This is a genomic window from Streptomyces sp. NBC_00435, from assembly GCF_036014235.1.
GTDB lineage: Bacteria > Actinomycetota > Actinomycetes > Streptomycetales > Streptomycetaceae > Streptomyces.
Genome location: NZ_CP107924.1, coordinates 1,415,108 through 1,433,009 on the forward strand (window position 1 = coordinate 1,415,108; position 17,902 = coordinate 1,433,009).

The 17,902-nt window shown below is 67.4% G+C and carries 12 protein-coding genes, 2 rRNA genes and 1 riboswitch; of the genes, 1 reads left to right on the plus strand and 13 read right to left on the minus strand.

From position 1 onward, the window contains the following. Positions 1-31 precede the first annotated feature (31 nt). Positions 32-2,917: an aminomethyl-transferring glycine dehydrogenase gene (gene gcvP, locus OG389_RS06440; protein WP_328297497.1), complete on the minus strand. Its 2,886-nt coding sequence runs from the start codon at positions 2,915-2,917 to the stop codon at positions 32-34. A 198-nt stretch (positions 2,918-3,115) separates the two neighbouring features. Continuing rightward, positions 3,116-3,214: riboswitch (glycine riboswitch) on the minus strand. 118 nt (positions 3,215-3,332) lie between these two features. Between gcvP and OG389_RS06445 the strand changes: the two genes are divergently transcribed. After that, on the plus strand, positions 3,333-3,698 hold the full coding sequence (locus tag OG389_RS06445; RefSeq protein WP_328297498.1) for a PRC-barrel domain-containing protein: 366 nt from the start codon (positions 3,333-3,335) through the stop codon (positions 3,696-3,698). Positions 3,699-3,714: 16 nt separating this feature from the next. On the opposite strand, the gene OG389_RS06450 is transcribed toward OG389_RS06445, so the two are convergent. The 12 genes from OG389_RS06450 to OG389_RS06505 all read right to left on the minus strand — a co-directional run bounded on the left by OG389_RS06450 (position 3,715) and on the right by OG389_RS06505 (position 17,726). After that, complete coding sequence (locus OG389_RS06450; protein ID WP_328297499.1) at positions 3,715-5,355, minus strand: DNA polymerase IV; 1,641 nt, start codon at positions 5,353-5,355, stop codon at positions 3,715-3,717. Positions 5,356-5,545: 190 nt separating this feature from the next. Continuing rightward, positions 5,546-6,202 (minus strand): MerR family transcriptional regulator, encoded by a 657-nt coding sequence (locus OG389_RS06455; protein WP_443059215.1) that lies wholly within the window; start codon positions 6,200-6,202, stop codon positions 5,546-5,548. Positions 6,203-6,382: 180 nt separating this feature from the next. Continuing rightward, positions 6,383-6,856 carry a bifunctional nuclease family protein gene (locus OG389_RS06460; RefSeq protein ID WP_007262890.1) on the minus strand — a complete coding sequence of 158 codons (474 nt, stop codon included), beginning with the start codon at positions 6,854-6,856 and terminating at the stop codon, positions 6,383-6,385. A gap of 117 nt (positions 6,857-6,973) precedes the next feature. Continuing rightward, positions 6,974-7,747, minus strand: coding sequence for a transcriptional regulator FtsR (ftsR, locus tag OG389_RS06465; protein ID WP_328297500.1), 774 nt, complete (start codon positions 7,745-7,747; stop codon positions 6,974-6,976). Between the two features lie 19 nt (positions 7,748-7,766). Continuing rightward, entirely contained in the window at positions 7,767-8,663 is an 897-nt protein-coding gene (locus OG389_RS06470) for an FHA domain-containing protein (RefSeq protein WP_443059418.1), read from the minus strand. 129 nt (positions 8,664-8,792) lie between these two features. Continuing rightward, complete coding sequence (locus tag OG389_RS06475; RefSeq protein WP_328297502.1) at positions 8,793-9,707, minus strand: DUF881 domain-containing protein; 915 nt, start codon at positions 9,705-9,707, stop codon at positions 8,793-8,795. A 5-nt stretch (positions 9,708-9,712) separates the two neighbouring features. Continuing rightward, positions 9,713-10,045 (minus strand): small basic family protein, encoded by a 333-nt coding sequence (locus tag OG389_RS06480; RefSeq protein ID WP_243342106.1) that lies wholly within the window; start codon positions 10,043-10,045, stop codon positions 9,713-9,715. Continuing rightward, positions 10,042-10,971, minus strand: a complete 930-nt coding sequence (locus OG389_RS06485; protein ID WP_328297504.1) for a DUF881 domain-containing protein — start codon at positions 10,969-10,971, stop codon at positions 10,042-10,044. Before OG389_RS06485 ends, OG389_RS06480 begins: the two co-directional genes overlap by 4 nt. A 113-nt stretch (positions 10,972-11,084) precedes the next feature. Beyond that, positions 11,085-13,580 carry a mannose-1-phosphate guanyltransferase gene (locus OG389_RS06490; RefSeq protein ID WP_328297505.1) on the minus strand — a complete coding sequence of 832 codons (2,496 nt, stop codon included), beginning with the start codon at positions 13,578-13,580 and terminating at the stop codon, positions 11,085-11,087. Between the two features lie 100 nt (positions 13,581-13,680). Next, on the minus strand, positions 13,681-14,271 hold the full coding sequence (locus OG389_RS06495; protein ID WP_328297506.1) for a CDP-alcohol phosphatidyltransferase family protein: 591 nt from the start codon (positions 14,269-14,271) through the stop codon (positions 13,681-13,683). 140 nt (positions 14,272-14,411) lie between these two features. Continuing rightward, a 5S ribosomal RNA gene (gene rrf, locus OG389_RS06500) occupies positions 14,412-14,529 on the minus strand. Between the two features lie 73 nt (positions 14,530-14,602). Then, positions 14,603-17,726 (minus strand): 23S ribosomal RNA (locus tag OG389_RS06505). Positions 17,727-17,902 lie beyond the last annotated feature (176 nt).

Sequence of the window (17,902 nt, forward strand, 5' to 3'; positions counted from 1 at the left end):
CACGAGGGGATGGGACGGACGCCCCCGGCCCCTAGTTGTCGTACTCGTCCAGCGGCGGGCAGGAACACACCAGGTTCCGGTCACCGAAGGCACCGTCGATGCGGCGCACCGGCGGCCAGTACTTCTCCGCGGCCGACACTCCGCCCGGGAAGACGGCCTCGTCGCGGCTGTACGGGTGGTTCCACTCGCCGCCCAGCGCCGCCGCCGTGTGCGGGGAGTTGGCGAGCGGGTTGTCGTCGACCGGCCACTCGCCGCCCGCGACCCGCTCGATCTCGGCGCGGATGGCGATCATCGCGTCGCAGAAACGGTCGATCTCGGCGAGGTCCTCGGACTCCGTCGGCTCGATCATGAGCGTGCCGGCGACCGGGAAGGACATCGTCGGCGCGTGGAACCCGTAGTCGATCAGGCGCTTGGCGATGTCGTCGATGCTGACACCGGTCGACTTGGACAGCGGGCGCATGTCGATGATGCACTCGTGCGCGACCAGGTTGCCCGGGCCGGTGTAGAGCACCGGGTAGTGCGGCTCCAGGCGCTTGGCGATGTAGTTCGCGCCGAGCACCGCCACCTGGGTCGCGCGCTTGAGGCCCTCGCCACCCATCAGCCGGACGTAGGACCAGGAGATCGGCAGGATGCCGGCCGAACCCCACGGCGCGGCCGAGATCGGACCGACGCCCGTCTCGGGACCGGCGGTCGGCTGCAGCGGGTGGTTGGGCAGGTACGGGGCCAGGTGCGCCCGGACACCGACCGGGCCCACGCCCGGACCGCCGCCGCCGTGCGGGATGCAGAAGGTCTTGTGCAGGTTCAGGTGCGAGACGTCGCCGCCGAAGTGACCCGGCTTGGCCAGGCCCACCAGGGCGTTGAGGTTGGCGCCGTCCACGTAGACCTGGCCGCCGGCGTCGTGCACCTGGGCGCAGATGTCGGCGACGTGCTCCTCGAACACACCGTGCGTGGAGGGGTAGGTGATCATCAGTACGGCGAGCTCGTCGCGGTACTGCTCGATCTTGGCGCGCAGGTCGTCCGCGTCCACCTCGCCGTCGTCGGCGGTCTTGACGACGACCACCTTCATGCCGGCCATCACGGCGCTGGCGGCGTTGGTGCCGTGCGCGGAGGACGGGATCAGGCAGATGGTGCGCTGCTCGTCGCCGTTGGCCCGGTGGTAGGCGCGGACGGCCAGCAGGCCGGCGAGCTCACCCTGGGAGCCGGCGTTCGGCTGGATGGAGACCTTGTCGTAGCCGGTGACCTCGCAGAGACGTTCCTCCAGCTCGGTGATGAGCGTGAGGTACCCCCCGGCCTGCTCGACCGGGGCGAACGGGTGCAGCTGGCCGAACTCGGGCCAGGTGACCGGCTCCATCTCGGTGGTCGCGTTGAGCTTCATCGTGCAGGAGCCCAGCGGGATCATGCCGCGGTCCAGCGCGTAGTCCTTGTCCGAGAGCTTGCGCAGGTAGCGCAGCATCGCGGTCTCGGAGCGGTGCTGGTGGAACACCGGGTGGGTCAGGTACGCGTCCGTGCGCAGCAGCCCCTCGGGGAGCGCGTCGGCCGTGGTGGCGTCGAGCGCCTCCAGGTCGGCGGTGACCCCGAAGGCCGCCCACACCGCGTCGATGTCGGCGCGCAGGGTGGTCTCGTCACAGGCGACGGAGACCAGGTCGTCGTCTACCTGGAACAGGTTGACGCCGCCCTCGCGGGCCGCGGCCACGACCTCGGCCGCACGGCCCGGGACCCGGGCGGTGACGGTGTCGAAGTAGGCACCGTGCACGACCTCGACCCCGCCGGCCGTCAGACCGGCGGCGAGCAGAGTGGCGTAGCGGTGGGTGCGGCGGGCGATCGTCCGCAGCCCGTCCGGGCCGTGGTAGACGGCGTACATGCCGGCCATGACGGCGAGCAGCACCTGTGCGGTGCAGATGTTGCTGGTGGCCTTCTCCCGGCGGATGTGCTGCTCACGGGTCTGCAGCGCCAGGCGGTAGGCCTTGTTGCCGTCCGCGTCCACGGACACGCCGACGAGGCGGCCGGGCAGCGAGCGGGCGTGCTTGGCCTGGACGGCCATGTAGCCGGCGTGCGGTCCGCCGAAGCCCATCGGGACGCCGAAGCGCTGGGTGGTGCCGACCGCGATGTCCGCGCCCAGCTCGCCCGGCGAGGTCAGCAGGGTCAGGGCGAGCAGGTCGGCGGAGACGGCGACGACGGCGCCGAGCTCGTGCGCCTGGTCGATGACCGACTTGATGTCCCGTACGGCACCGGAGGCGCCCGGGTACTGGACCAGTACGCCGTAGACGCCGCGCTCGGCGATCTCGGCCGGAATGCCCGCGGACAGGTCGGCGACGACGACCTCGATGCCGATCGGCTCGGCGCGGGTCTCGATCACCGCGATGGTCTGCGGCAGCGCGTCGGCGTCGATGAGGAAGACGTTGCCCTTGGCCTTGCCCACGCGGCGGGCCAGGGTCATGGCCTCGGCGGCCGCGGTGCCCTCGTCGAGCAGGGAGGCACCGGAGGTCGGCAGGCCGGTCAGCTCGGCGACGACGGTCTGGAAGTTCAGCAGGGCTTCGAGGCGGCCCTGGGAGATCTCCGGCTGGTACGGCGTGTACGCCGTGTACCAGGCCGGGTTCTCCATGACGTTGCGCAGGATCACCGGCGGCGTGAAGGTGCCGTAGTAACCCAGGCCGATCATGGAGGAGAGGACCTGGTTGCGGTCGGCGAGCTGACGCAGCTCGGCGAGCACCTCGGCCTCGGTCCGCGCCTCGGGCAGGTTCAGCGCGGCGGTGGTCCTGATCACATCCGGTACCGCGGCGGCGGTCAGTTCGTCCAGGGAGCCGTAGCCCACCTGGGCGAGCATCTTCGCCTGCGCCTCGGCATCCGGGCCGATGTGGCGCTGCTCGAAGGGGATGCCTCGCTCCAGCTGGGAGAGCGGAATGCGGTTGGCGGTCATGTACGGAGGCCTCCTGGTCGTACGACCTGCGAGGGGTGCCTCGGCGCGGGCACCCGGACGGCCTCCCCCTCTGTCATCTCAACCTGAGAGTTTCACCGGGCCGCTCGAGGATCGCTCGCGTGGTCCGGCTTTCACCGTCGGTGAGGAGAGGGACCGGCACTGCGCGCCCGGTACCTGCCCCTGCTTTCCAGAGTGGCCTCACCTCGTGCGGTACGTATGCCTGAGAGATTCCGGGGAGGATTTGCTCCTTCGGCGCCTCCGTCGAACTCACTCGGAGGACTCTCCCGCACAGGGTCAACAGCCGTCACCCAGCCTACCAGCGAGGATCTGGGCGCTCCCTCGAGTGGCCCCCCCTCCGGAAATGCACTTTTGTAGTCATTACGGAGGAGTTGCGACCAAAAGGAGGGACCGGACCGTGCAGACCGACATCGATCCGCGCAGCCTGATCGGCCGCAAGGCGTTCGACCGCAATGGCACCAAGATCGGCACCGTGGACGAGGTCTACCTCGACGATGCCACGGGCGTCCCGGAATGGGCCGCCGTACGGACGGGCCTGTTCAGCCGGGACGCCTTCGTCCCGCTGGAGCCCAGCGAGGTGGTGGGCGACACCCTGCGCGTGCCCTTCGAACGCTCCCTCATCAAGGACGCCCCGGACTTCGGTGTCGGCCGCCACCTCTCCCCCGAACAGGAGCTGCAGCTCTACCACCACTACGGCCTGGACCTCGCCCTGCCCAGCGACTTCCGCCACGACTTCGGCCACAACCCGTCCGAGGACACCTGACCGACCGCCCCGGCCCTCAGGCGCGCTTCGGGGCCGCAGCCCCCGCCCCCGGGTCCCCGACCAGTGGCATCGGGTCGGACGGCTCCAGCTCGGGGTCGTCCACCAGGAACGTCCGCACCCGGCCCGGCTCCGAACCGGGCTGCTCGAACCGTACGGTCACCCGCCCGACCCCGCTGCCCTGCACCCACCCGGGCCCGTGCACCGCGTGCCGCACATCACTCCCGGCCGGCCACCGCCGCTCGGGCACCGGCCCGGGCTGCCCGTCCCCGCCGCCTTCCGGATCCTTCCCCCGACCCGGGTCCGCTTCCCGTCCCACGGCGGAGGCGGCCGTCACGACCGGCTCCCGCCCCGGTTCCCCACCGGACGGCGGGACCCCGTCGGTCGCGGCCGTCCCTGCCGCCCCGGATGCCCCGGCTGCCCCTGCCGTCTCCGCGTTCCCGCCCGTACCGGCACCGGATCCCGGCCCGGCAGCCGTCCCGGCCGCTGTCCCAGCACTCCCACCGACCCCGTCCGGCCCAGTGGGCCCGGCGGACCCACGGCTCCCGCCCTCGGCGCCCTCCCCGCCCTCCTGGGCGGCGGCAGCGGCCACCGCGAAGGCGAAGAGATCCTCCTGCGTATAGTCCGCGAGCCCGGTGACGCCGACCCCCAGCAGCCGCACCCCTCCCGTGGTGTCCACGGACTCCAGCAGCCGCCCCGCCGCCTCCCGCACCACCGTGGGGTCGTCCGTGGGCCCCCGCAGGGTCTCGGAACGGGTCAGGGTGGAGAAGTCGTAGCGCCGCACCTTGAGCACGATGGTCCGCCCCGAATGCCCCGAGCCCCGCAGCCGCTCCACGCACCGGTCCGCGAGCCGCTGCACCTCGGTGCGGATCCGCACCCGGTCGTGCAGGTCGACGTCGAAGGTGTCCTCCACCGACACGGACTTCGCGTCCCGCTCGGCGACCACCGGCCGCTCGTCCAGCCCCAGCGCCATCCGGTACAGCCCCACCCCGTGCGAGCGCCCCACCATGCGGACCAGTTCGTCCTCACCGGCTTCGGCCAGCTCCCCCACGGTGGTGATCCCGGCCCGCCGCAGGTGCTCCCCGGTGGCCGGCCCGACCCCGGGCAGGGTCCGTACCGACATCGGTGCCAGGTGCTCCCGCTCCGTGCCGACCTCGATCAGCAGCAGCCCGGCCGGCTTGGCCTCCTCCGAGGCCACCTTGGCAAGCATCTTGGACCCCGCCAGCCCCACCGATCCGCTGAGCCCCGTCGCGGTGGTGATATCGGCCCGCAGCCGCTCACCGGTGGCCCGGGCGGTCTCCGCGTCGAAGGCCACGCCGCCCGCCTCCAGGTCCACGAAGGCCTCGTCCAGACTGAGCGGCTCGACGAGCGGGGAGAGCTCCCGCAGGAGGCCCATGACCGTGTCACTGACCTCGCGGTACAGGCTGAAGCGCGGGATCAGGCACGCGCCGTTCGGGCAGAGCCGGCGCGCCTGGGCCATCGGCATCGCCGAATGCACCCCGAACCGCCTGGCCTCGTAGGAGGCGGTGGCCACGACTCCGCGGGGCCCGAGCCCACCGACGATGACGGCCTTGCCGAGCAGGCTCGGCTTCGACGCCTGCTCCACGGAGGCGTAGAAGGCGTCCATGTCCAGGTGCAGGATGGTCGGCGCGGCTCTCACAGCCCCGATGCTGCCCTACGCCACTGACAATCGGCCCGAAGGCGACCGCACCGGCCGGCCCGAGCCGGGCGGTCCCGGCGGCGGGCCCCGTACGGGACCGGACGGACCACTCGGCCCTCGGTCCCGACACCGGGCGGGCACACTCCCCGGGACGTTGGCGCCACCGGCCCCCGGCCCCGGCCCCGCCGCCTCAGACGGCCCGGTTCCTCCGGGCGGCCAGCTCATCCGCCGGGTTGTGCCCGACCACCGTCTCGCCCGTGTCCACGCGCTCCCCGTGCAGCTGCGACAGCGCGTTCTCGACATCGCGCCAGACCACGCCCACGGCGATCCCGAAGACTCCCTGACCACCCTGGAGCAGACTGACGACCTGGTCCGGCGAGGTGCACTCGTACACGGTGGCGCCGTCGCTCATCAGCGTCATGCGCTCCAGGTCCGAGAAACCCCGGTCGCGCAGGTGCTGCACGGCGGTACGGATGTTCTGGAGGGCCACCCCGGTGTCCAGGAAGCGTTTGACGATCTTCAGGACGACCACGTCCCGGAAGCTGTACAGGCGCTGCGTGCCCGACCCGTACGCGGGACGCACCGTGGGCTCCACCAGCCCGGTCCGCGCCCAGTAGTCGAGCTGCCGGTAGGTGATGCCGGCCGCGGCACACGCCGTCGGCCCGCGGTACCCGACCTGCTCCGGGGCCGACTCGCCACCCTGGGGCCCCACCGGCCCCATCGAAGCGACCGGCGCGGGCTCCGGCTGACGGCGCGCGGAGTTCACCGCACCACCGTGCAGCGGGTACGGCCCACCGTCACTCCGTGCGGGGATGCCCCCGGTCATACCGTCGCCCGTGACTCTCACGCCGACCCTCCGTCCTTGACCTGCCATCTCGAAGGTAGGCAGTCACCAGGGGTGCGTCAACGATCGCCACACTCGGCACGCCGAGTGATAATCACCCTGAGAGTGGTTTCCCGTACCCCATTGCGGGGAAAGGCTACTCGAATGGGCTGAAATATCCGGGAGGACGGCGCGACCCGCGCCTCACTGCGGGCCGGTGCCGAAGTCCTCTGGGGAGATCTGGTCGAGGAACTCGCGGAACTTCTCCACCTCGTCCTCCTGCTCGTCCGGGATCGCGATTCCGGCGTCGTCCAGCACACCGTCGCTGCCGTAGATCGGCGTCCCGGTCCGCAGGGCGAGTGCTATGGCGTCGGAGGGCCGCGCACTCACCTCGACTCCACTGGCGAAGACGAGCTCCGCGTAGAAGACGCCCTCCCGCAGATCCGTGATCCGGACTTCGGTGAGCTCCTCGCCGACCGCCTCCAGCACGTCCTTGAAAAGGTCGTGCGTCAGCGGGCGGGCAGGAGCCATGCCCTGCTGCGCGAAGGCAATGGCAGTAGCCTCCCCTGGTCCGATCCAGATGGGGAGGTACCGGTCGCCTCCCACTTCACGCAGGAGCACGATCGGTTGGTTCGAGGGCATTTCCACCCGGACACCCACAACGTCGAGCTCGTTCACACAGCAACCCTAGGACCTGGTCGGCAGGTTTGGGTAGTCGGGCTCCCTCAAGGCTCCCCCGAAACCCGGCCGAAACCCGGCCGGAACCGCCCGGAACCCGCCCGGGAGGCCGCCGGCTCAGTGCAGACGCACCCCGAGAGCCGTCTGCACGAGAGCCTCGTGCAGCCGTACGGAGAGCCCCGCGAGCTCCTTCAGGGTGGCCTCCGCATGGGCCCTGGTCTGCGGATTGCGGTGCCGGCGCAGCGGCGAGACGACCTGCTCCACCAGGCCGGCCTCCCGGTCGGCGGCTGCCTTCATCGCCCGCAGGTGGCGCGGCTCCAGGCCGAACCGCCCGAGATCGGCCACGAGACGGGCCACGGTGACCGCCTCGGCGTCGAACCCGCCGCCGGGCGCCTCCGCGATCAGCCCGTACGACTCCCACTCAACGAGCTGTACCTCGTCCACCTCGGCGGCCGCGATCAGCTCGGCGCGCCCCACCCGGGCCACGGTCGGCCGCTCCCGGCCCACCTCGCCGTAGAGGGCGACGGGGCTCGCGGGGTCGACGGACTCCCCGTTCGCCGTGGGCGCCGGGATGCGGATCTGCTCGCCCCGCGCGAGCGCGTCGAGCTGCTCGCGGATGACCTTCAACGGAAGGTAGTGGTCGCGCTGGAGGCGCAGGATGTGGGCGAGGCGCTCCACGTCGTCGGTGCTGAACTTGCGATATCCCGAAGGTGTGCGTCTGGGCTCGACGAGCCCTTCCGCCTCCAGGAACCGGATCTTCGAGATCGTGACTTCGGGGAACTCGTCACGCAACATGGTGAGCACCGTTCCGATGCTCACCAGCCGCCCGCCCGAGGCCCCTGTGCCGGCGGTGCCGCCCTTTGCGGCACCGCCTGCCGGGAAACGCAGCATGGGACCTTCCCTTGAAGGGTCAGTGCCCCCGCAGGCTCGCGTAGAAGACCAGCCGGTACTTGCCGATCTGCACTTCGTCGCCGTTGTGGAGGGAGACGGAGTCGATCGGTTCACGGTTCACGTACGTGCCGTTGAGGCTGCCGACGTCGGCGACGGTGAATCCTCCGTCGTGGCTCCTGCGGAATTCGACATGCCGCCGGGAGACGGTGACGTCGTCCAGGAAGATGTCGCTCTGAGGGTGCCGGCCGGCCGTCGTCAGCTCACCGTCCAGGAGGAACCGGCTGCCGGAGTTCGGGCCGCGCCGCACGATCAGCAGAGCGGAACCCGGCGGCAGCGCTTCCACCGCGGCCTGAGCCTCGGGGGACAGCGAGGACGACACGTGCGTCTGTCCCGACACCTCGGCCTCATAGGCCTCCAGGCCCGAGATCGAGATGGTGGACGTGGTCTCCGAGGCACGCTCCGGCGTCAGGCCCGCCCGCAGCGGCGCCCCGCAGTTGGAGCAGAATCGGCTCGCCGCATCGCTGCGGTGCCCGCACCTGCTGCAAATCTGCTCGGCCGACATGGACGGCTCCTCGCGCCGCGGCTGCCCCGCGGAGGCATTGGTGGCATACGGGTCGGGGGCAAACCCTCCACCCGTACTTGAGGTTGATGGTTCACCGAAACCTATGCGTCCGGTACCGGCAGGGTCAACAGCCGACGCGCCGTGCGCGCCCGAAATGTCACCCGCGCCGGCGACCTCGTCCCGGAAGAGCGGCCGGTCGCCCTGCTCTTCCACCTCCCCATGCCCCGCCCGGTGCCTGGCCGCACCACTTTCTTCGCGGTTCTTCTTGCCGAACAACTTCTCAAACAACTTCACGGGCGATTCCCCTTGACCGAAACAGACCCGCCCGTGGGGCAGGACGAACTCCGAATGCAACACCTGCCGACCCGGACATACTCACAACGTCCGTAACCATCAGACAGTTTCCACCACGTACCGCGACTTCGGTGCGCCGACCCCCCGCAGGCATTCGCCCGCGTGAGCCGGTCTCCCGCTCGTCCCCCATCACGACGATGACGACCGAGCGTAGTCAGGCTGCTTCGCAGCCCGCAAGGCATCCACAACGATCTTCGCCGGACGTGTGACGGTGACGACCGCCTGTTCCTTCTCCAGCGACTGGACGACACCACCGGGAATGTTGAGCGCCGGCTCCAGGTCCTGCGGCTTGCCGATGACCTTGAACTCGTACGGCTGTGTGATCTTCTTACCGTCGATCGCGACCCCGTTCCCCTCGTCCGAGAAGTACGAGTCCGCCACGATCCGCACCCCGTTGATCTGGATGGCCTCGGCGCCTGCCGCCCGCAGCTCCTGGAGCGTGTCCAGCAGCTTGTCCGACAGCACCTGACCCTTGGGGTCCGTGATCTTCAGCACGATCCCCGGGCCCTGCGCGGGCACCGTACCGGCCAGGATCCCGAGTTGGCGCTCCTTCTCCACGGTCTGCTTCCGGGCCTCCTCGGCCTGGTTGGAGCTGCTCTCCAGCTCCCTGCGCTGCTCCTCGAGCTTCTGCTTCTCGTCCTCCAGCCGCTTGGTCCGCCCGTCCAGCTCGTCGAGGATCCGTACGAGGTCCTCCTGGCGGGCGCCGCGCAGCGCGCTGGAGTCGCTGTTCGACCGTACCTGAATGGCCAGTCCCAGCCCCAGGACGAACAGCAGCAACGCGACGATCAGTTGGGCACGGCTCACCCGGGGCGGCCACAGACCGGCCGCCAACCGCTGCCGGCCGGTCTGCTCGGGCTCGGCACGCCCGGGAACGGCCTCCCCTGTCCCCGGCTCAGCCCGCTCCCCGGACTCGGACGGGGGCAGGGCCGCGGACTCGGACTCTGACGGGGCCGCCGGCCCGGGACCGACCGGCCCTTGCGGCCGCGCCGGCGGTGGCAGCTCCGAGGGCTTCGGCTCCTCGGGCGGGGTGTCGTTCGTACTCATCGGCCTCACGCCCGGAACACGTGCCGGCGGATGGCCGCGGCGTTGGAGAAGATTCGGATACCCAGGACGACGACCACGCCCGTGGACAGCTGCGAGCCGACTCCCAGCTTGTCGCCGAGGAAGACGATGAGCGCCGCGACGACCACGTTCGACAGGAACGACACCACGAAGACCTTGTCCACGAAGATGCCGTCCAGCATCGCGCGCAGACCTCCGAACACCGCGTCCAGCGCCGCCACCACGGCGATCGGCAGATAAGGCTCCATCACGGCCGGCACTTCGGGCCGGACCAGAAGTCCGACCACCACTCCGACCACGAGGCCCAGTACCGCGATCACGATGCACCCTTCTGCTGCTCTGCTGCTGTAGCCGTACGTACGGTCAGGCTCGACGCGGCCGGAAGCCGTACCTCGGCCTCGGACGACAAGGTGTAGCGGATCCCGTAGCTCTCCTGCAGCACGTGCAGGTACTGGCCGTCCGCGGAGTCCTGGAACGCGGTCCCGAGGCGTTTCTTGTCGCCGATCGCCAGCACCTCGTACGGCGGCACCAGCGGCCTGTTGTCGACCAGTATCGCGTCACCCGCGGCCCTGATCGCCGAGAGCGACGTCAGCCGCTGCCCGTTGATCGAGATCGCTTCCGCCCCGGACTGCCACAGCCCGTTGACGATCTTCTGCATATCGCGGTCGCGCAGGCGCCCGGTGTCCGAGAAACCGGCGCTCTCGCGCGGCTTCGAGCCGTTGCCGGTCGTCGAGCCCTTCGCGTCGTCCACGGTCAGCTTGATCCCGGGCCCGTGCACCTCGGTGGCCCCGGACATCAGCGCCACGAGCTGGCCCTGCTCGCCCCCGTGCTGCTTGAGCGCCTCGCGCTGACGGCTGGCGACGGAGTCCCGCAACCGCTCGATGTCCCGCTCCAGGCCGTCCGCGTGCGCGTCGGCCCGCTCGACCCGGTCGATCAGCTCCTGACGCTCCTTGGCCAGCACCGGAGCGGTGGCCCGCGCCTGCGCGGCTCCGAGGGTGACGACCATGGCGGCGAGCACGAGCCCCGCGGCGAGACCCAGTTTGGCCTTCAGGGTGCGCGGCAGACCGGACGTACCCTCGGACTCCCGCCGGGCCGAAGCCTCCGCGTAGCCCTCGTCGAGGGAGTGGTCCATCACGTGCGTCAGCAGCGACATGGAAGCGTCCGGCCGCGCCCGGGGGGTCCCCCGGACGAAGTCGGGGGGAGGCAGAGAACTCCGGTTGGGGGGCGGCTGCGACATGCCGCACATCGTCGCATGTCGCCGCCGCTCATACCGAATGCGGAAGTCCGGCGGGCCGGACGGGACCTTCACCCCGCCCGCCCCACCGGACTTGCGGCCCTACCGCGTTCCGTACCGGCGCCTCAGTGCCCGGCGCCGTCCACCACCGCCGCCCAGTCGTCCAGGAGCGTCTGCGCGGACGCGTCGTCGGGGCCTTCGGCCCACAGGTGCGTGACCGCCTCGGCGGGATCGGGCAGCACCAGTGCCCACCGCCCGTCGGCCTCCACGACCCGCACCCCGTCGGTGGTGTCCACCTGCCGCTCCCCGGCGGCCTCCACGACCCGCCGCATGACGAGCCCCTTCACCGCCCACGGGGTCGGCACGTCCCGCTTGAGCACGTGCGCCCGCGGGATGCGGGCGTCGATCTGGCTCAGCGTGAGCTGTGTCCGCGCCACCAGCCCGATCAGCTGCACGAAGGCGGCCGATCCGTCGAAGACGCTGCTGAACTCCGGGACGATGAAACCGCCCCGGCCGTCGCCGCCGAAGATGGTGTTCTCCGCACGGCCCACCCGGGTCAGGTCGTCGGGCGAAGTGGTCGTCCACTCCACCTGCGTACCGTGGTACGCCGCCACCTGCTCGGCGATCCGGGTCGTGGTCACCGGCAGCGCCACCTTGCCACTGCGCTTCTCGGCGGCCACCAGATCGAGCATCACCAGCAGCGCCCGGTCGTCCTCGATGATCCGCCCGCGCTCGTCCACGAGGGAGATCCGCTCGCCCACCGGGTCGAAACGCACCCCGAAGGCGGCCCGCGACGATGCGACGATCTCCCCGAGCCGGACCAGTCCGGCCCGCCGGGATTCGACGGTCTCCGTCGGCCTGGACTCGTCGAGCCCCGGATTGACGGTCAGGGCGTCCACCCCGAGCCGGCCCAGCAGGCTGGGCAGCACGAGGCCGGCGCTGCCGTTGGAGGCGTCCACGACCACCTTGAGCCCGGAGTCCGCGACCCCGGTGGTGTCCACCCGCCGCAGCAGTGAACCGGTGTAGGCGTCGAAGACGCTGCCCGGGAACTGCAGGTCACCGATCTCCCCGGGGAAGGCCCTGCGGTACTCCTGGCGCGCGTAGACCCGGTCCAGCTTGCGCTGCTGCTGGAGGGAGAGGTCGGCACCCCGCTCGTCGAGGAACATGATGTCGACGGAGTCCGGGATGCCCGGGGAGGTCCGCAGCACGATCCCGCCGGCACTGCCTCGCGCGGTCTGCTGCCGCGCCACGGGCAGCGGTACGTTCTCCAAGTCCCGTACGTTGATCGCGCTGGCCTGGAGCGCCGAGATCACGGCCCGCTTGAGCGCTCGCGCGCCCCTGGAGTGGTCGCGGGCGGTGGTGACCGTCGCTCCCTTCTTCAGGGTCGTCGCATAGGCGCCGGCCAGCCTCACCACCAGTTCGGGGGTGATCTCCACGTTCAGGATCCCGGTGACCCCACGGGCACCGAACAGATGTGCCTGCCCGCGGGACTCCCAGATCACCGACGTGTTGACGAAGGCGCCGGCCTCGATCGTCTTGAAGGGGTAGACGCGCACGTTCCCCTGGATGATCGATTCCTCGCCGACGAGGCACTCGTCGCCGATGACGGCCCCGTCCTCGATCCGGGCGGACCGCATGATGTCGGTGTTCTTGCCGATGACGCAGCCGCGGAGATTGCTGTGCGGCCCGATGTACACGTTGTCGTGCACGACGGCCTTGTGCAGGAACGCACCGCTCTTGACCACGACGTTCGACCCGATGACGGTGTGCTCACGGATCTCTACGCCGGCCTCGACCTTGGCGTAGTCCCCGATGTACAGCGGCCCGCGCAGCACCGCGTCCGGGCTCACCTCGGCCCCTTCGGCGATCCACACCCCGGGCGAGATCTCGAAGCCGTCCATGTCGACCTGGACCTTGCCCTCGAGCACGTCGGCCTGGGCCTTGACGTAACTCTCGTGGGTTCCGACGTCCTCCCAGTAGCCCTCGGCGACGTAGCCGTAGATGGGCCGCCCTTCCTTCATCAGCTGGGGGAAGACGTCACCGGACCAGTCCACCGAGACGTCCGGGTCGACGTAGTCGAAGATCTCCGGCTCCATGACGTAGATACCGGTGTTGATGGTGTCCGAGAACACCTGTCCCCAGGTGGGCTTCTCCAGGAAGCGCTCCACCTGGCCTTCCTCGTCCACGATGGTGATGCCGAACTCCAGCGGGTTCGGCACCCGGGTCAGGCAGACCGTGACGAGGCCGCCCTTCTCCTTGTGGAAACGGATGAGGTCGGTGAGATCGAAGTCGGTGAGCGCGTCGCCGGAGATGACGAGGAAGGTGTCGTCCTTCAGCGCCTCCTCGGCGTTCTTCACGCTGCCGGCAGTCCCGAGTGGCTTCTCCTCGTTGGCATAGGTGAGCTCCATTCCGAGCTCTTCGCCGTCACCGAAATAGTTCCTGACGAGCGAGGCGAGGAACTGTACGGTGACCACGGTCTCGCTGAGCCCGTGCCGCTTGAGCAGCCGGAGCACGTGCTCCATGATCGGCCGGTTGGCCACCGGCAGGAGCGGCTTCGGCATGCTTGAGGTCATGGGGCGAAGCCGAGTGCCTTCGCCACCAGCCATCACGACGGCCTTCATGTCGGAAGTGTCCTCCTTGAGAGACGGCGTCAACGCCGACCTCACCCGTCCCGGACGGTGACTGGACAACTCCTCCGCGTCAGTCAGGCGCCGAGCGAGCTCAATCGGCCGTGGTGTCCGCCTTCACGAGCCGGCGGACTTGCACCACGTAAAGGACTCCTGCCCACCAATAGAGGGTTGTACCCCATCCGGCGAACGCCCATCCGAAAACTGACCCCGTCCAGGCCAACCAACCCGACCAGGTACTCACCAGAAGGAAGGGGAAGGCGTACATCAGGTTGAAGGTCGCGGCCTTGCCGAGGAAGTTGACCTGCGGCGGTGGATAGCCGTGCCGGCGCAGGATCCAGACCATGACCAGCAGCATCAGCTCACGCGCGAGGAGCGCTCCGGTGAGCCAGAGCGGCAGAATCCCGCGGTACGTGAGACCGAACAGGGTGGACAGGATGTAGAGCCGGTCCGCGGCCGGATCCAGCAGCCTTCCGAGGTTGCTGATCTGATTCCAGCGCCGGGCCAGCTTCCCGTCCAGGTAGTCACTGACTCCGCTGAGCATGAGGACGACAAGAGCCCAGCCGTCGTGCTCGGCCAGGATCAGCCACAGGAACAGGGGTACGCCGGCCAGGCGCGCCATGCTCAGGATGTTCGGAATGGTGAAAATTCGGTCGGTCTGAACCCGAGTCTCCTGGACCTCCACCCGGGGGCCTCCACTGTGACTGTAGAAATGGTTGAACGATGCCCCCTGACCCTACAGGAGCCAGTACACCTGTCCGCCTGCCGGTAAACGCAGAAAAGCCCCGTACCAGATACCTGGTACGGGGCTTCCCCATAAAATTTGTTCGGCGGCGTCCTACTCTCCCACAGGGTCCCCCCTGCAGTACCATCGGCGCTGAAAGGCTTAGCTTCCGGGTTCGGAATGTAAACCGGGCGTTTCCCTAACGCTATGACCACCGAAACACTATGAAGTTAACCAACCGGATATGACACAGTTCGTTACTTCAGAACTAACACAGTGGACGCGAGCAACTGAGGACAAGCCCTCGGCCTATTAGTACCAGTCAGCTCCACCCGTTACCGGGCTTCCACATCTGGCCTATCAACCCAGTCGTCTACTGGGAGCCTTACCCTCTCAAGGAGGTGGGAATACTCATCTTGAAGCAGGCTTCCCGCTTAGATGCTTTCAGCGGTTATCCCTCCCGAACGTAGCCAACCAGCCATGCCCTTGGCAGGACAACTGGCACACCAGAGGTTCGTCCGTCCCGGTCCTCTCGTACTAGGGACAGCCCTTCTCAATATTCCTACGCGCACAGCGGATAGGGACCGAACTGTCTCACGACGTTCTAAACCCAGCTCGCGTACCGCTTTAATGGGCGAACAGCCCAACCCTTGGGACCGACTCCAGCCCCAGGATGCGACGAGCCGACATCGAGGTGCCAAACCATCCCGTCGATATGGACTCTTGGGGAAGATCAGCCTGTTATCCCCGGGGTACCTTTTATCCGTTGAGCGACGGCGCTTCCACAAGCCACCGCCGGATCACTAGTCCCGACTTTCGTCCCTGCTCGACCCGTCGGTCTCACAGTCAAGCTCCCTTGTGCACTTACACTCAACACCTGATTGCCAACCAGGCTGAGGGAACCTTTGGGCGCCTCCGTTACTTTTTGGGAGGCAACCGCCCCAGTTAAACTACCCATCAGACACTGTCCCTGATCCGGATCACGGACCGAGGTTAGACATCCAGCACGACCAGAGTGGTATTTCAACGACGACTCCACCCCAACTGGCGTTGGGGCTTCAAAGTCTCCCACCTATCCTACACAAGCCGAACCGAACACCAATATCAAACTATAGTAAAGGTCCCGGGGTCTTTCCGTCCTGCTGCGCGAAACGAGCATCTTTACTCGTAGTGCAATTTCACCGGGCCTATGGTTGAGACAGTCGAGAAGTCGTTACGCCATTCGTGCAGGTCGGAACTTACCCGACAAGGAATTTCGCTACCTTAGGATGGTTATAGTTACCACCGCCGTTTACTGGCGCTTAAGTTCTCAGCTTCGCCACACCGAAATGTGACTAACCGGTCCCCTTAACGTTCCAGCACCGGGCAGGCGTCAGTCCGTATACATCGCCTTACGGCTTCGCACGGACCTGTGTTTTTAGTAAACAGTCGCTTCTCGCTGGTCTCTGCGGCCACCCCCAGCTCACGGAGTAAATCCGATCACCAGGACTGGCCCCCCTTCTCCCGAAGTTACGGGGGCATTTTGCCGAGTTCCTTAACCATAGTTCACCCGAACGCCTCGGTATTCTCTACCTGACCACCTGAGTCGGTTTAGGGTACGGGCCGCCATGAAACTCGCTAGAGGCTTTTCTCGACAGCATAGGATCATCCACTTCACCACAATCGGCTCGGCATCAGGTCTCAGCCTTATATGAGGGACGGATTTGCCTACCCCTCGGCCTACACCCTTACCCCGGGACTACCACCGCCCGGGCTGGACTACCTTCCTGCGTCACCCCATCGCTTACCTACTACAAGTCTGGTCCGCCGGCTCCACCACTTTCCTTTCCCCGAAGGGTCCGGAACGGCTTCACGGGCTTAGCATCGCCTGATTCGATATTGGGCGTTTCAAAGCGGGTACCGGAATATCAACCGGTTGTCCATCGACTACGCCTGTCGGCCTCGCCTTAGGTCCCGACTTACCCTGGGCAGATCAGCTTGACCCAGGAACCCTTAGTCAATCGGCGCACACGTTTCTCACGTGTGTATCGCTACTCATGCCTGCATTCTCACTCGTGAACCGTCCACAACTAGCTTCCGCTGCTGCTTCACCCGGCACACGACGCTCCCCTACCCATCACAGCGGGCGTTGGCCCTATAGCTGCAATGACACGACTTCGGCGGTACGCTTGAGCCCCGCTACATTGTCGGCGCGGAATCACTTGACCAGTGAGCTATTACGCACTCTTTCAAGGGTGGCTGCTTCTAAGCCAACCTCCTGGTTGTCTCTGCGACTCCACATCCTTTCCCACTTAGCGTACGCTTAGGGGCCTTAGTCGATGCTCTGGGCTGTTTCCCTCTCGACCATGGAGCTTATCCCCCACAGTCTCACTGCCACGCTCTCACTTACCGGCATTCGGAGTTTGGCTAAGGTCAGTAACCCGGTAGGGCCCATCGCCTATCCAGTGCTCTACCTCCGGCAAGAAACACGTGACGCTGCACCTAAATGCATTTCGGGGAGAACCAGCTATCACGGAGTTTGATTGGCCTTTCACCCCTAACCACAGGTCATCCCCCAGGTTTTCAACCCTGGTGGGTTCGGTCCTCCACGAAGTCTTACCTCCGCTTCAACCTGCCCATGGCTAGATCACTCCGCTTCGGGTCTAGAGCGTGCAACTCAATCGCCCTATTCGGACTCGCTTTCGCTACGGCTTCCCCACACGGGTTAACCTCGCTACACACCGCTAACTCGCAGGCTCATTCTTCAAAAGGCACGCAGTCACGACCGTTATTCCGAAGAATAACGGCGACGCTCCCACGGCTTGTAGGCACACGGTTTCAGGTACTATTTCACTCCGCTCCCGCGGTACTTTTCACCATTCCCTCACGGTACTATCCGCTATCGGTCACCAGGGAATATTTAGGCTTAGCGGGTGGTCCCGCCAGATTCACACGGGATTTCTCGGGCCCCGTGCTACTTGGGAGATTCTTAAGCAAGCCGCTGATGTTTCGTCTACGGGGGTCTTACCCTCTACGCCGGACCTTTCGCATGTCCTTCGACTACATCAACGGTTTCTGACTCGCCGACCGGCCGGCAGACCGATCAAAAGAATTCCCACAACCCCGCATGCGCAACCCCTGCCGGGTATCACACGCATACGGTTTGGCCTCATCCGGTTTCGCTCGCCACTACTCCCGGAATCACGGTTGTTTTCTCTTCCTGCGGGTACTGAGATGTTTCACTTCCCCGCGTTCCCTCCACACTGCCTATGTGTTCAGCAGTGGGTGACAGCCCATGACGACTGCCGGGTTTCCCCATTCGGACACCCCCGGATCAAAGCTCAGTTGGCAGCTCCCCGGGGCCTATCGCGGCCTCTCACGTCCTTCATCGGTTCCTGGTGCCAAGGCATCCACCGTGCGCCCTTAAAAACTTGGCCTACAGATGCTCGCGTCCACTGTGTAGTTCTCAAGCAACGACCAGCCACCCATCACCCCCATCCGAAGATGAAGTTCACTGGGGCCGGCATCGCAGAAGGAAAGCCTTTCGGCCGTACCCTCAGATACCCAACAACGTGCCAAGCACGATCCCCGCCACTATCACTGTTTTCCACGC